The following is a 14,043-nucleotide window of genomic DNA, read 5'->3' as shown; positions in this document are numbered from 1 at the left end:
GTCTTTTATTCTGCTTCTTCAATCAGGTCCTTTTCGTACCTGAGGTTACCAATAATAAATTCCTGTCTTGTCTGGGTGTTTTTGCCCATATAGTATTCCAGCAGTTTCTGGATATGTGTGTCTTTGGACAGGATCACCGGTTCTACCTTCATATCATCGCTGATGAAAGTACCGAATTCCTCAGGAGAGATCTCTCCCAGACCTTTGAATCGGGTAATTTCCGGCTTGTTGCCCAGCTTTTTGATCGCTTTTTGTTTCTCTTCTTCTGTGTAGCAATAAATAGTGGTCTGCTTGTTACGTACACGGAACAAGGGTGTGTCCAGAATGTACAGGTGACCATTCTTTACCAGGTCAGGGAAGAACTGCAGGAAGAAGGTAAGCAGCAACAAACGGATGTGCATACCATCCACATCGGCATCGGTAGCCACCACGATCCTGTTGTAACGCAGGCCTTCCAGTCCTTCTTCGATGTTCAGCGCGTGCTGAAGCAGGTTGAACTCTTCATTTTCGTACACGATCTTCTTGGTCAGACCAAAACTGTTCAGTGGTTTACCACGAAGACTGAATACGGCTTGTGTTTCCACATTGCGGGACTTGGTAATAGAACCGCTGGCACTATCACCTTCTGTTATGAAGATGGTGGTGTTCAGTCGTTTACTTTCCAGGTCGCCTTTATCTCTTGTAGGAACTTCATCATTGAAGTGCAGGCGGCAGTCACGCAACTTGCGGTTGTGCAGGTTTGCTTTCTTGGCTCTTTCGTTTGCCAGTTTCTTAATACCTGCCAGTTCTTTACGTTCGCGTTCACTCTGCTCGATACGACGCTTCAGGGCGTCGGCAGTAGCAGGGTTCTTGTGCAGGAAGTCGTCCAGGTGCTTGGCGAAGAAGTCAAGCACAAAAGCCTTCATAGAAGGACCGTTTTCGTACACGGTAAGTGAACCCAGTTTTGTCTTGGTCTGGGATTCGAACACCGGCTCCTGTACCCTTACGGAAATCGCCGCACAGATAGAGGTGCGAATGTCAGTCGCTTCGTAGTCTTTCTTATAGAAGTCCCTTACAGTCTTTACAAAAGCCTCACGGAAAGCCGCCAGGTGCGTACCCCCCTGCGTTGTGTGCTGCCCGTTTACGAAGGAGTAGTATTCCTCTCCGTACTGGCTGGCGTGGGTGATGGCTACTTCTATATCTTCACCTCTTAAATGAATGATCGGGTACCGTAGCTCATCCTCGTTGGTTTTGCGCTGCAACAGGTCCAGCAATCCATTTTTGGAGACGTATTTTTTATCATTGAAGTTGATGGTAAGACCAGCATTCAGGAAACAATAGTTCCACATCTGGTTTTCCAGGAACTCAGGGATATAACGGTAGTTGCGGAATACGGAATCATCGGGGATAAAGGTCACCAGTGTACCGTTAGGTTCTTTGGTAGGGACTTCCTTGTATTCTTTGGTGAGGATCCCCCGCTCGAATTCCGCTACTTTGGAGCGGCCATCGCGAATGGATTCAACGCGGAAGTAATTGGAAAGAGCGTTCACCGCTTTGGTACCCACCCCGTTCAGACCCACCGATTTCTGGAAGGCCTTGCTATCGTACTTGGCGCCGGTGTTGATCTTACTCACCACATCCACCACCTTTCCAAGCGGAATACCACGTCCGAAATCGCGGATCGTCACATTATGTTCAGTCACTTTAATATCCACCTGCTTGCCGAAACCCATGGTGTGCTCGTCAATGCAGTTATCCACCACCTCTTTCAGCAAAATATAGATGCCATCGTCCATACTGGAACCATCTCCCAGCTTACCGATATACATACCCGGACGAAGGCGGATGTGTTCACGCCAGTCGAGCGAACGAATGGAGTCTTCGGTATAGGCTGATGCTGCTAGATCTTTCTTATCCGTGTTAGCCATAATATATAGAAATTCCAATTTACAGTTCAAAATGGGGCAATTCCCTGACCGGGAGCAATATTACTAAAACTTTTAGCAAAATCCGGTTGCGGGCAAAAATAAAGGTTTCATCGTATGATCCCAAGTGGAAATTATACAATATGATGAATTAAGTGGTAAACAGGCACCCTCATATTATGATTTTCCTCCCTGCTTTCCGGTATTTTTCACAAAAACCCACGCAAAATTACACTTAAATGTTACTCAGCGCATTATCTTTACATGAGTAAATTTTCTATATTTACGAAGTAACGTTTTTTGTCTTAACACCTATGTCCTAATCTATGAAAACACTCTTTTTTATCCTTGTGATAACTATACTTGCCGCAGCACTCGTAATTACTTACCTGGTAAATAAGGAGCAGCGCTCCATGAACCGATTAAGTGATACTTTCATCAAGCTGATTCAGAAGTTCGACTCCTGGCAGATGATGAGATAGTTTTTGTTTTATCTCCTAATCTTTATTCCAATTTTCCTATGAAAACCAATCTTTTATTTAAACTGGCATGTATTGCAATTGCAGCCGTGGTGCTGTCTGTGCACCTTATGCGCAAGAATTTACGTGCGTAACAATTTAATCATCTCATTAAAAAAAAGCCGGACCGCTTCGCGATCCGGCTTTTTTTTAAAGCCCCCCTGGGAGGGCCGGAATTTTATCTGTTATAATACTTGTTCACGGCATCTGTTCTACTTCTCACATGCAACTTTTCGTAAATATTATGCACGTGCCTTCTCACCGTTTCAATGCTAATGAATAAATTACTCGCTATTTCCTTATACAGGAATCCTTTGCTCAACTGATCCAGGATCTCTTTCTCTCTGGAAGTCAATGCCTCCAAAGCCGGATTTGGCTTCGCCTGCTTCTGGAAGTAAGCTACCACCCTTCTGGCAATCTGCGAACTCATTGGAGAACCTCCTTCATGCAGGTCCCTGATTGCTTCCAGCAGTTCACCCGGAGGTGTTTTTTTCAAAATATACCCACTTGCACCCGCTTCCAATGCCTGGAAGATCTTGTCATCATCCTCGTATACCGTCAGCATCATAAAGTGCATATCGGGGTATTCATTCTTCAGCCGCGCAATGCACTCAATACCATTCATCCCGCCAGGCAGGTTAAAATCCATTAGTACTACATTGGGTAACAAATTGGGGATCTGTTCAACGGCCGTCTCCGCATTATTGAAGGCACCAATACACGCATAACCATCAGAGCCATTGATTAACAGTTCCATGGCTGTACGAATATCATGGTTATCTTCCACAATCGCCACAGAAATAATATCCATATTATCCTGCGATTTCTTCTTAGAGTATACAGTCATTTATATCAGTTGTTATTATTTTTGTATGAGGTCAACCCAATTTGCAAATATAGACTTAAATTAATGGTATATCCAGGAAAACTCTGGTACCATTGTCCGATGAGATATCAGCAGACCCACCTACCGCCGCCATCCTTTTCTGGATGTTTTTCAGCCCGTTTCCAAACAATCTCACTTTCTCCTGATCAAAGCCCTTCCCATTATCTTTTAACATAATGGTCATGTTCTTATGCATTTCTATTTGTATCACTACTTCTGTAGCCTGTGCATGTTTCACCACATTATGCAAGGATTCCTTTACAGCCAGGTAGATATTCCGCCGGGTTCCTCCACTCAACTTGATATTGGGTATACTTTCCGGAATATAAAACTGATGCGTGATATGTGCATGTTCCAGGAAGTCAGCTGCAAAGCTACGCATATATGCGATCAAATTCTCTAAAGAATCATTAGAAGAATTCATCGCCCAAATTATTTCACTCATTTTGTCCACCAGCTCACCCGCCGCTTCCGATATCCGCTCTATCTCCCTCGTCTGAGTAGGGTCCTGGATCTTGCGCTTCGCAATTTCGCTGAGTAGCCGTATTGTAGACAAGCCAGATCCCAGGTCATCGTGCATATCGCTCGATATACGCGCACGCTCCTGGTCTACCGCCTGCTCTTTTTCCAGTTTTAGTTTCTCATGGCGGATCTTGTAGTCTAGGTAGAGCGTCGAGAAATAATACGCCACACCGAGCAACAACAATAATAACAGGAACCGGAACCACAGCGATTGCCAGAACGGAATACGGATCACAATTTCCAGCGAGGTCGGCGTACTGTTCCAGATGTCGTCGTTGTTAGACGCTCTTACATTGAAAGTATATGTACCCGGCCGCAGGTTTGTATAGCGCGCCATTCTAAAGGCACCTGCCTGTACCCAGTCTTCATCCGCACCATCCAGTTTATACTGCACCTTGTTCTTCAAAGGATTAGTAAATTCCAGAGGTACGAATTCTATCGCGATGGTATTGTGGTTGTAAGGCAATTCGATCCTGCGCAGTAATGACAATGCCGTATCGGATTCGTACGGTTTATCCAGTACCTCCATGCGCATGATCACTACTTTCGGTTTTGAAGGGTTGTTCCTGAAATCCTTTGGATAAAACCCGTTTACACCCCGGATACCACCGAAGAACAACTCCCCGTCTGTAGATTTATAAAATGCACCGGTGTTGAATTCGTTTGATTGCAGACCATCTTCGTAATTGTAAGTAGTGATCTCTTCGGTGACCTGGTTGATCTGCGACAGACCTTTGTTATGACTCACCCAAATACGATCTTTATCATCGAGTAGTACACCATAGAAATAATCATTCACCAGTGAAGGGAAGGTATAACTATTGTAATGCTGAATGATCTGGTTCTTTTCATCCATCACGAACAGTCCTTTGGAAGTCGCTACCAGCAACTGTTTGTGTGCATTCTTATTGATTGATTTTACTATCGTACCAGCTGGTAACGCCATCTTTTCCCAACCTGGACTATCCGCTTTTTTCACATACACAGCTACCTTTGTACCTACGTATTTATTGCCCAGGAAATCTTCAAAATATGTAGTGAGTACTTCATCCGGGAATTCGTGTACGATCGATGCTTTGTAGGTTTTGCCCACCTGCACTAACTGCAACAGATAACTGCCGTAGTTAAAGTAAATCTCGCCGGTATTGCGCTTGAACAGGAAAGGATAGACATCTTCCTGGTTGGGCATGCCCAGTGCTTTTACTGCTGGTGTGAGATTTTCAAAACGATGAGTATGTACATTGAACAAACCGATGTACATATCAGAGAAATGGAACCACAGGTGTTCAAAATCTTCCCTGCAAATGGCATTCAGGTTTTTGGCAGGGAATATATTGTTCCTTCCATCATCAGCCGGAATACGTTCCAGCCACCTCCCTCCTTTCTCGTAGATGTCCAGTCCGTCGTGCATGAGGCCTACATAGAGTTTGCCGTCGTCATGTTTGTACACAGCCCTCACCATATTGTGCGTGATAAAGGGTGAGCGGTACAGGTTGAACACCTTCTTGTTAGGAGAATATTTTTTTATTCCATCGCCATCAGTACCTACCCACATATTGTCGCTCGCGTCGCGGTACAGGTAGGTCACTACATTCCAGCTCCGGGTTTCTGAGCCATTGAAAGTAACGATGTGATTAATAATTTCGTTGCGTTTAATATTATAAACGATGATACCGTCTGTACCACCTATCCACACATTGCCAAGTTGATCAAGCTCCATACAGAGCGGTACGAAGAAGATATCTTTTTCATCGTGCTGATCAAAGGTGAGGTCTGTATATTTATTCAGTTTCTTGTTGAAGATGACCACATGTCCCTGTGATGCAATGATGAGGGTATCGCTATTCAGGCTACGTATTACAGGGTGAGTGGTAATGCCGGGTAAACAGTAAGTAGTAACGCGGAGTGTTTTGGTATTCATGGCCATCAGTTCGCCAGCCTCAAAGTTCATCCATATGGTGTTGCCATCTTTTATCACGGCAGATGCCGACAACCCTTTGCGGATCATAGCAGGTGGGTACAGGATCAGTCGTCTGATGGCGTACGTTTTGTCGTCGAGCACATACAATCCTTTGGATGGGCGCCATACATAGAGCGCATTGAGGGTAGTATCCTCACCCAGGATCTTGAACTTTCTGCCGGAATCCCCTTCGGCACTGTTGGCCCAGGTGGTATCTTCCAGTACGTTTTCAAAACTGTTGCGGTATTCGTCGTATACGCTGATGCCGTAGTTGTGAGTAAGTATAAGCTGATGGCGGGCGTTGCGGTACAGGGAGTACCCCTTGTAGCCTTTCAGGGCAAAGCGGTTGATGAGGGCACGCCCACCGGTGTTGGACCGGGTACCCAGATTGCCCTTTCCCTGCCCCGCTATCTCGCGGGAACTGGGGTTGTACCGGTATTCGTTGAACACATAGCCGTCAAAACGGTTTACACCGTCGTGAGTAGCAATCCACATAAATCCCTGATTATCCTCCAATATGTCGTACACAGAATTTTGAGAAAGCCCTTCATTCACCCCGTAAGAGTCGAATATATAAGGCTTTTCCTGTGCATGCAACACAGTCACTGGTAAGGTGCATAGGAAAAACAATAAAATAGTCCTCGTTATCTGCGCCGCCCGTTGCAATGACAATATGATAGTTAATAGAGGTTAGTAAAGCATGTTTAAACTGTGTCCACAAAAACGCAGTGCTTGCAAATATATAAATCTGCTACACACTTTCTAATGATTTTGTAATTTTCTTGCCTGAACAGTCAATAATAACCCATGCAAAAATTCAGCAAATCCTTACTGCTACTACATTCTGTATTCTTTATCCACATTTTTTCTGCCTATGCACAGCAACAGCCTGCCATTAAACCACTTGAAACTCCGCCCATAGCCAGTATCAGGGGATTATCGGTGGTGAATGACTCCGTTGTGTGGGTGTCGGGCACGGGCGGACAGGCCGGTTTGACCACTGATGGAGGCAAACATTGGCAATGGATGAAGGTCCCAAATCATGATAGTGCCGACTGGCGTAGTCTTTATGCATTCAGCAGTCAACGGGCGCTGCTTTTAAACGCCGGTTCTCCTGCCCATGTGATGCTGACCAACAATGGTGGCAAATCGTGGGAGACAGCATATGAGGATACTACAAAAGGCATTTTTTTTGATGATATCGCATTCCTGAATGACTCAGCCGGATTTGCTATTGGTGATCCTATGCCACCGGACAATAAATTTGCCGTTATCACCACCGAAGACAGGGGTAAAACCTGGACGAGCCCCATGCATCCATTAATTGCGGAACCCGGCGAAGCCATCTTTGCCGCCAGTGGTACCAATGTTGTAGTATGTGCGAATGAAAAAGGTGGTATTATTACCGGGGGACAGGTAAGCCGGTTTATTCCCGGCGATGGCATTCAAAAACCAATAGTACTACCTATAGCACAAGGTAGTCCCAGCAAAGGTGCATTTTCACTGGCATTCAAACCAGATGGCAAAACAGGGGTGATCGTAGGCGGTGATTATCAGCACGATAAAGACACCACTAATAATTGTGTGTATACCAATGATGATGGCAAAACCTGGACCGTCTCTCCTGCACCTCCTGCCGGTTACCGCTCCTGTGTGGTATATGTAAAAGGAAATATATTTATTGCTACCGGCACTTCTGGTACAGATATTTCAAGGGATGGTGGTGTACATTGGCAAAAAATCAGTGAACAGGGATTTCATGTGGCAGGCGTATCGCCCAATGGAAAGAAGATCTGGCTGGCGGGTAGCCGTAAACTGGGAATGATTACGCTTTAAATTAAAAAGGGGTATTGAAAAACACCCCCGAAAAATAGGTTAAAGCAAAAAGTATATTATTCAGAAGGGAAAGATAATCCGGGAATGCTTTACTTGTATGTAAATTTTCGCCAATGTGTTATTTTTACAGGTAAACGGCGGATAATCAGCGCCGAATGATATATAATCGAAACACTGTTATAACAATATATTTTTGCCTAATTTAGGCATCGATAGGGAAAGAGAATGGTATTAATAAAAGCGAACTATGCAAGTAACGACCTCATCTGGTAAGTATTCGGTCAAGCACTATCCGGATACGATTAAAGAGTGGAAAAAAGAAGGAAACTACTTCTATTTTTATACGTCGGAGACCATCCTGGAAGTAAGGATCATATCAGATAAGATCATCCGGTTCCGCTATGCTGCTGATGGAAAGTTTCAACGTGATTTCTCGTACGCGGTAAGCGACCGGTTGGAAGAAACACCTGTCAACTTTGGACTGAGGGAATTCGAAGAAAACTTTGAACTCTATACAGACATCCTGCGCATTTACATCAACCGCGATGACCTGCGCCTCACCATCACCGACTCGGAAGGCCGCATTGTCAATCAGGACGAAATGGGCTTCCACTGGCAGTATTACCTGCAGAAAGGGGGTAAGATCGTATACTGTAGCAAGCAGATACAGGAAGGCGAATGCTTCTATGGCATGGGCGATAAGCCCACCGATCTGAACATGCATGGCAAGCGCGTAGAAAACTTCGGAACCGATGCCTATGGCTATCAGAAAGACACTGATCCGCTGTACAGGAACATTCCGTTTTACTACGGCCTGCACCAGGGAATTGGTTATGGTATTTTCTTCGACAATACCTTCCGTACCATCTTCGACTTTGGAAAGGAACGTGAAAACACAACCAGCTTCTGGGCCAGGGGTGGCGAAATGAATTACTACTTCATTTACGGTCCTGAATTACTACAGGTAGCCGAAGGATATACAAAGATTACCGGTACGCCAGACCTCCCGCCCATGTGGGCTTTGGGCTACCAGCAATGTCGCTGGAGCTACTATCCTGATAAACGCGTCAGAGAGATTGCCGCAGAATTCCGTAAACGCGAAATTCCTTGTGATGTGATCCATCTTGACATCGATTACATGGAAGGCTTCCGCTGTTTTACATGGAGCAAGGAAGGATTTCCTGAACCGGTAGGACTGATCAAAGATTTGTCTGCAATGGGCTTCAAGATAGTAGTCATCATCGATCCTGGTATAAAGGTAGATCCTGACTATGCTATTTATCAGCAGGGTATTCAAAAAGACTATTTCTGTAAGCGGGCCGATGGCGCACTTATGGAAGGCGATGTATGGCCCGGCAAATGCGTATTCCCGGACTATACCAATCCTGAAGTGAGAAAGTGGTGGGCCAGCCTGTTCAAAGGACTGGTAGACACCGGCGTACGCGGTGTGTGGAATGATATGAACGAACCCGCTGTTTTTGAAATGGGCACCTTCCCTGAAGACGTGCGCCACGACTACGACGGCGAGGCAGTGAGTCATCGTAAGGCACACAACATTTACGGTCACCTCATGAGTAAATCGACGGAAGCAGGTATGCGCAAATACCTCATGCCACACCGTCCGTTTGTAATAAGCCGTTCCTGCTATGCCGGAGCACAACGCTGGACCTCATTGTGGACTGGGGATAATGTGAGCAGCTGGGATCACCTGTGGCTGGCTACCATACAGGCACAGCGACTTTCCGTATCCGGTATTTCATTTGTCGGCAGCGATATCGGTGGATTTATCGGTGAGCCGGATGGTGAACTGTACGTACGCTGGGTACAATTAGCGGTATTCCATCCGTTGATGCGTACCCACTCTGCCAGCAATGAAACCGGTTTTGACCAGGAACCATGGAGCTTTGGCGGGGAATATGAAGTAGTAGCGAAAAAGTTTATTCAGCTGCGCTACCAGTTATTGCCCTACCTGTACACCACCTTCTGGCAATATAGTGTAAACGGGACACCGATGATGCGACCGCTGTCTTTCGTAGATCAGCACGATAAAGAAACGCATGATCGTACACATGAATTCATGCTGGGCGATAACCTGCTCATTAGTCATGTGAGCGAAAAAGGTATGAAGGAAAAAGAAGTGTACCTGCCCGCAGGACAATGGTATTACTACTTTAATGACCAGCTTTTCAATGGTAAACAATCTGTGAAAGTGGCAACCCCGCTGGAAGAGATGCCACTGTTTGTAAAAGCAGGTGCCGTAATTCCTCATTATAACAAGATCCAGTATGTAGAACAGCGCGATGCGGAAGAGATGATCCTGCACGTGTATTACAGCGATCAGGTCACCAGCAGTGTACTCTACGAAGATGCCGGCGATCACTATGGTTATAAGAACGGTCAGTACAACAACATTCGTTTCAAACAGGTGTCAACCAAACAGCAATTTGAGTTGAGGAAACGTTTCTTTGGTAACTACGATGCTGCCTACAAAAAGCATCACATTTATATACATGGGCTACCGTTTAAACCAAAGGAATATATCATAGATGGCAAGGCAGTGAAACTCTCTGTTGCCAATGCTACCGGTGGTGTGTTCAAGATAATAGCAGAACGTAAATTTGAGACGCTTGTGATACGATAACAGGAACATCATTGATATAAACTACAAATCCCAAATTCTCATGTATGAAGAATTTGGGATTTGTAGTTTTAAACCCATTTGATCTAAAAAAAAAGGGCACTGTAGATTGAGATCTTAGTGCCTTTTCATAACCTATGCCAACTTTAGAGTTAATCAAAATTAACACGTTATAACGTATACACAAACACTCATATCAAAATGAACAAAATGAACGAAGCATTCAACATTGAACGAAGCCTATTTAGTTAATAAGAAGTTATGGAATGAGTTTTAGATTGTTATCACAACCTTTTCATTAACAATTTGTTTAGAATAAGGGCACATTTGCTACATATTGTTAAGCATACTCCACGGTTTCCACTGTGAGATATGGTGAAATAGTATGTGTAACACTGTATTACAATGGGTTATAAATACGCGGCATAATAGTTGTGCCTTCTATGGCAGAGAATATGTTTTATTATCTGATGTTAAACGGAACCCATTATTAAACCTTTCAAAATTCATTTCTTATGGCTGCAGAACAAAACAATCACTTCACCCAGGAACAAGAAAAACTCGAAAGGGAGCATTCGCACGAGCACAATCATGGACATGATCAACATGGAAGTAATGCTCACCAGGGTCACAATTCTGAAGCAGAAGACAAACCCAAATCAGAAACTCCAAGCCGAAAAGATAAACGTGGTTTTGCCTCAATGGATGCATCCATGCAGCGGGCGATAGCCAGTAAAGGCGGTCGTGCTGCACATGCGCAGGGGGTAGCCCATGAGTTTAATTCTGCTGAGGCACGCGAAGCCGGCCGTAAAGGCGGTGTAGCTGTAAGCCGGAACAGACAGCATATGGCCGAAATAGGTAAGAAAGGCGGAGAAGCAGCGCACAATAAAAGAAAAAAAGCACAACAGCAACAGAACGCTGAGTAACGGTTTGCCCTGAAAGTTCTTGATGTTTTTCCCCAAAAGAGGGATTGCCTGAAATGTGGATCACACATTGCGGTAATCCCTTTTTTTATGTGGGGGATTAATTCTACAAATAAGATTTTTTTTCCGTGGAATGGAATTTCAGATTATTTTTATTCCTATTATGAAATCTGCCATCCGCCAATTACAATTCTTCCTCATCCCTTATTCAGTTCTCTTTACCATCGCGCTTACCCTCAAGATTATTTTCACAAGAGAAGAAATATACTTTTTCGTTAATGGATTGCACTTCCCTGCCGGAGATGTGTTTTTCAAATATGTAACAGAAATGGGTGGGGCTACTACTGCTTGCTCAATCGTATTGATCCTGTTATTTGTTAGATACCGATACAGTTTATTACTGGCCAGCAGTTACCTGCTGACCAGTTTGATAAATTTTCCTTTGAAATATATAGTGGGCGCACCACGACCAAAATTGTATTTCACCGATTCACCTCATGCTATTTACTATGTACCAGATGTAGAAGTGCTCTCGAATCATTTCAGTTTTCCGTCAGGACATACTGTGTGCGCATTCACCACAGCAGTGGTCTTGACTTTCATTAGACCCCGCAAGTGGTATGGGTATATTTACTTCCTGCTGGCAGTACTGGTAGCTTATTCCAGAATATACCTCAGTCAGCATTTCTTTGAAGATGTGACAGCTGGTTCGTTTGAAGCAGTAGTAGTAGTGACCTGTTGGATTGCCTGGTTTAATAATCGTGCTTTCTTCCGGCACCCTGGTTGGGAAGGTGCGCTAAGCAGGAAAGATTAGTGCTTTTTGTCCCTTTGCTCAGTAAGGTATGATGAACTGGAAATTTTAGTGCTTTTTATTCCCTGACTGATGTGGTAACTGAGAAGGTTGCGCCGGGAGTTTTTTCGGTACCTTATTAGTAATAGTGTCCAGTTCCTCCGCACTTACCGGTTCTCCCCTTTTGTAATATTCTTTCACCATATTCCCATCTTCATCATAGATCTTCCAAAGGCCATCGCGCAGTGATGTCGCGTTCCTTTTGATCTCTTCAAATTTTTCTTCCTGGGTAACAGGATCGATCACTCTGTAGCTTTCTACCGTGTCATCCACGTCTTTAGCCACAAAATTACCTTCCGCACTAACTAAGCCATTCAGGTAAAAATAACGGGCCGGACCATTCAGTACATTGTGTTTGAAAGTTTCCTCTGCGATAATAGCACCTGATGGTGCGTATTTTTTCCAGAGGCCTTCCTTACGGTCATCTACATAGGAACCTTCCCAGGTGTAGCCGTCTTCGCCCCGGGTGGCGGCAACTTCTTCCGACCATTCGCCCTGCTTACGTTTTTGGTCGTCTTTTTTGTTTAGTTTAATCGTGAAGCCCTGCGAATAGACAATAAAGCATAACAGTTGTAGTACAGAAAATGCGAGGAGTTTTCTCATTCAGAAGTATTTTGCACAAGTTAGTAATTTTTAATATATCTATTCTTTGCGCACCACCCTTTCAGCGCCGCAGGCCCACCAACAAAATTACAACTTTCGCCAAAGGTGAAAGCTGCCATTCTCCCAAAAAAGAAAGGCTATATCAATAACGATATAGCCTCCCATTTTATGATTGTGTGTCTTAGTCCTTATATCCTTTTTCTATACTACTTACTCAGTTTAATCGCATCTACCGATGTATTTTTACCGGTCTCAATCTTAACACCAGTAATTGTAGTATCAGCATATCCATTTGATGCGTTTACATACACATTGTAAGTACCTGTGTTCAGCCCTCTGATTTTCCACTCACCATTCTTCCATGGTAAAGCATAAGCTGTATCTGTATCATTGTACACAGTCAGTACCGGATAAGCTTCATAAGGAGTTACTTTACCAGAAATACTACCTGTTTCTGATACCAGGAATACGTGGATTACAGGACGCAGTATAAACTTACCATTACCAGTTTGAACGATAGAACGATCTACGTCGAAGTCCAGCCACAGGCGGTAGTTACCGCTCTGGTATTCTTCCCATTCTTCAGGACGGATATTCACTATCAGTTTTACCTGGCCATTTGCAGCCTTCAGCGGATACTGTACGCTATCTTTTACGACGTAGCTGTTCGCACCCAGGTTGATCTGGATTCTCCTTACTTTACCCACAGGCACTACACCTTCAGAAAGTAAAGTATCGGCGCCGTTACGCAGGGTGAGTACATCGTACACGCCTGGAGAAATTGCCAGAGAATCCCATACTTTGCAGGAATCATCACGGTCGTTTTTATCTTCTCCCCAGTGACAACGGTTGTAATCATTACCCCAGTCGTCGTCACCGCCATTGTCATTGCCTTTCCCTTTGCCATTTGCACCATCGCAGGTGTCTACTAATACCTGAATTGATTTGATGTCCAGAAATACATTGTCAAAGCGGCTACCTGGATCATCTGCCAGATAAATGTTCAGTCTTTGCTGGTTTGCGCCGAGGCCTGTGGATGAACTGGAGTTATCCTTTTTACAGGAATATACGACTACAGCCAACAATACTAACGTGGCTAGCCCCCATCCGGAAGTGCGGAGATAGGTCTTCATAAAAAGAATGGTTTTTTTGGTTTAATAATAAAGATAAAGCCTACTAAAGACTTGCATGATAATTACTGCTATCAGTAAGCTTTCTTTAGATCGAAAAAATAAACAAAAGTTTAACAGAGTATAATTATTTTACATACACTTCACAATAAACTATCATTCAATTTTTTACAAAGAGTGGTTTTTAATTCTGTGTGCAATTTAGTACTCTTCCTGTTGGGGATTCATCGCGGAATTCAGGGATTTTGTCGCAAACATTGATCCAAAAAAAAG

General features: G+C 44.2%; 10 protein-coding genes. 5 read left to right on the top strand and 5 right to left on the bottom strand.

Annotated elements, in window-relative coordinates; all coding sequences use genetic code 11:
• Window positions 1-5: 5 nt before the first annotated feature.
• Window positions 6-1,907, bottom strand: a complete 1,902-nt coding sequence (locus tag SIO70_RS17740) for a DNA topoisomerase IV subunit B (protein ID WP_320572826.1) — start codon at window positions 1,905-1,907, stop codon at window positions 6-8.
• A 323-nt stretch (window positions 1,908-2,230) separates the two neighbouring features.
• Here SIO70_RS17740 and SIO70_RS17735 point away from each other — a divergent pair, with 323 nt between their 5' ends.
• The gene (locus SIO70_RS17735) at window positions 2,231-2,386 is read left to right on the top strand and encodes a hypothetical protein (RefSeq protein ID WP_320572824.1); all 156 of its coding nucleotides are present in this window, start codon (window positions 2,231-2,233) and stop codon (window positions 2,384-2,386) included.
• A gap of 214 nt (window positions 2,387-2,600) precedes the next feature.
• Here SIO70_RS17735 and SIO70_RS17730 read toward each other — a convergent pair whose 3' ends face one another.
• Together SIO70_RS17730 and SIO70_RS17725 are read right to left on the bottom strand one after the other, a co-directional pair.
• The gene (locus SIO70_RS17730) at window positions 2,601-3,269 is read right to left on the bottom strand and encodes a response regulator transcription factor (RefSeq protein ID WP_083571340.1); all 669 of its coding nucleotides are present in this window, start codon (window positions 3,267-3,269) and stop codon (window positions 2,601-2,603) included.
• A gap of 55 nt (window positions 3,270-3,324) precedes the next feature.
• On the bottom strand, window positions 3,325-6,462 hold the full coding sequence (locus SIO70_RS17725) for a triple tyrosine motif-containing protein (protein ID WP_320572821.1): 3,138 nt from the start codon (window positions 6,460-6,462) through the stop codon (window positions 3,325-3,327).
• 135 nt (window positions 6,463-6,597) lie between these two features.
• Between SIO70_RS17725 and SIO70_RS17720 the strand changes: the two genes are divergently transcribed.
• From SIO70_RS17720 to SIO70_RS17705, 4 genes are all read left to right on the top strand, one after another.
• A complete protein-coding gene (locus SIO70_RS17720) occupies window positions 6,598-7,626 on the top strand; it encodes an oxidoreductase (RefSeq protein WP_320572819.1) in 1,029 nt (342 codons plus the stop codon).
• Between the two features lie 247 nt (window positions 7,627-7,873).
• A complete protein-coding gene (locus SIO70_RS17715; protein WP_320572817.1) occupies window positions 7,874-10,267 on the top strand; it encodes a glycoside hydrolase family 31 protein in 2,394 nt (797 codons plus the stop codon).
• Between the two features lie 512 nt (window positions 10,268-10,779).
• Window positions 10,780-11,190 carry a KGG domain-containing protein gene (locus SIO70_RS17710; RefSeq protein WP_320572814.1) on the top strand — a complete coding sequence of 137 codons (411 nt, stop codon included), beginning with the start codon at window positions 10,780-10,782 and terminating at the stop codon, window positions 11,188-11,190.
• 160 nt (window positions 11,191-11,350) lie between these two features.
• On the top strand, window positions 11,351-12,001 hold the full coding sequence (locus SIO70_RS17705; protein ID WP_320572812.1) for a phosphatase PAP2 family protein: 651 nt from the start codon (window positions 11,351-11,353) through the stop codon (window positions 11,999-12,001).
• Between the two features lie 45 nt (window positions 12,002-12,046).
• On the opposite strand, the gene SIO70_RS17700 is transcribed toward SIO70_RS17705, so the two are convergent.
• Window positions 12,047-12,640 carry a hypothetical protein gene (locus tag SIO70_RS17700; protein WP_320572810.1) on the bottom strand — a complete coding sequence of 198 codons (594 nt, stop codon included), beginning with the start codon at window positions 12,638-12,640 and terminating at the stop codon, window positions 12,047-12,049.
• Between the two features lie 206 nt (window positions 12,641-12,846).
• On the bottom strand, window positions 12,847-13,773 hold the full coding sequence (locus tag SIO70_RS17695; protein ID WP_320572805.1) for a DUF4382 domain-containing protein: 927 nt from the start codon (window positions 13,771-13,773) through the stop codon (window positions 12,847-12,849).
• Window positions 13,774-14,043 lie beyond the last annotated feature (270 nt).

Origin of the sequence: Chitinophaga sancti, from assembly GCF_034087045.1 — a bacterium.
GTDB lineage: Bacteria > Bacteroidota > Bacteroidia > Chitinophagales > Chitinophagaceae > Chitinophaga > Chitinophaga sancti_B.
This window is presented reverse-complemented; position numbering and strand designations above follow the sequence as displayed.

Excerpts from the sequence above, each read along its gene's own strand:
- SIO70_RS17740 (WP_320572826.1), bottom strand. The coding sequence starts at position 1,907 with ATGGCTAACACGGATAAGAAAGATCTAGCAGCATCAGCCTATACCGAA.
- SIO70_RS17735 (WP_320572824.1), top strand. The coding sequence starts at position 2,231 with ATGAAAACACTCTTTTTTATCCTTGTGATAACTATACTTGCCGCAGCA.
- SIO70_RS17730 (WP_083571340.1), bottom strand. The coding sequence starts at position 3,269 with ATGACTGTATACTCTAAGAAGAAATCGCAGGATAATATGGATATTATT.
- SIO70_RS17720 (WP_320572819.1), top strand. The coding sequence starts at position 6,598 with ATGCAAAAATTCAGCAAATCCTTACTGCTACTACATTCTGTATTCTTT.
- SIO70_RS17715 (WP_320572817.1), top strand. The coding sequence starts at position 7,874 with ATGCAAGTAACGACCTCATCTGGTAAGTATTCGGTCAAGCACTATCCG.
- SIO70_RS17710 (WP_320572814.1), top strand. The coding sequence starts at position 10,780 with ATGGCTGCAGAACAAAACAATCACTTCACCCAGGAACAAGAAAAACTC.
- SIO70_RS17705 (WP_320572812.1), top strand. The coding sequence starts at position 11,351 with ATGAAATCTGCCATCCGCCAATTACAATTCTTCCTCATCCCTTATTCA.
- SIO70_RS17700 (WP_320572810.1), bottom strand. The coding sequence starts at position 12,640 with ATGAGAAAACTCCTCGCATTTTCTGTACTACAACTGTTATGCTTTATT.
- SIO70_RS17695 (WP_320572805.1), bottom strand. The coding sequence starts at position 13,773 with ATGAAGACCTATCTCCGCACTTCCGGATGGGGGCTAGCCACGTTAGTA.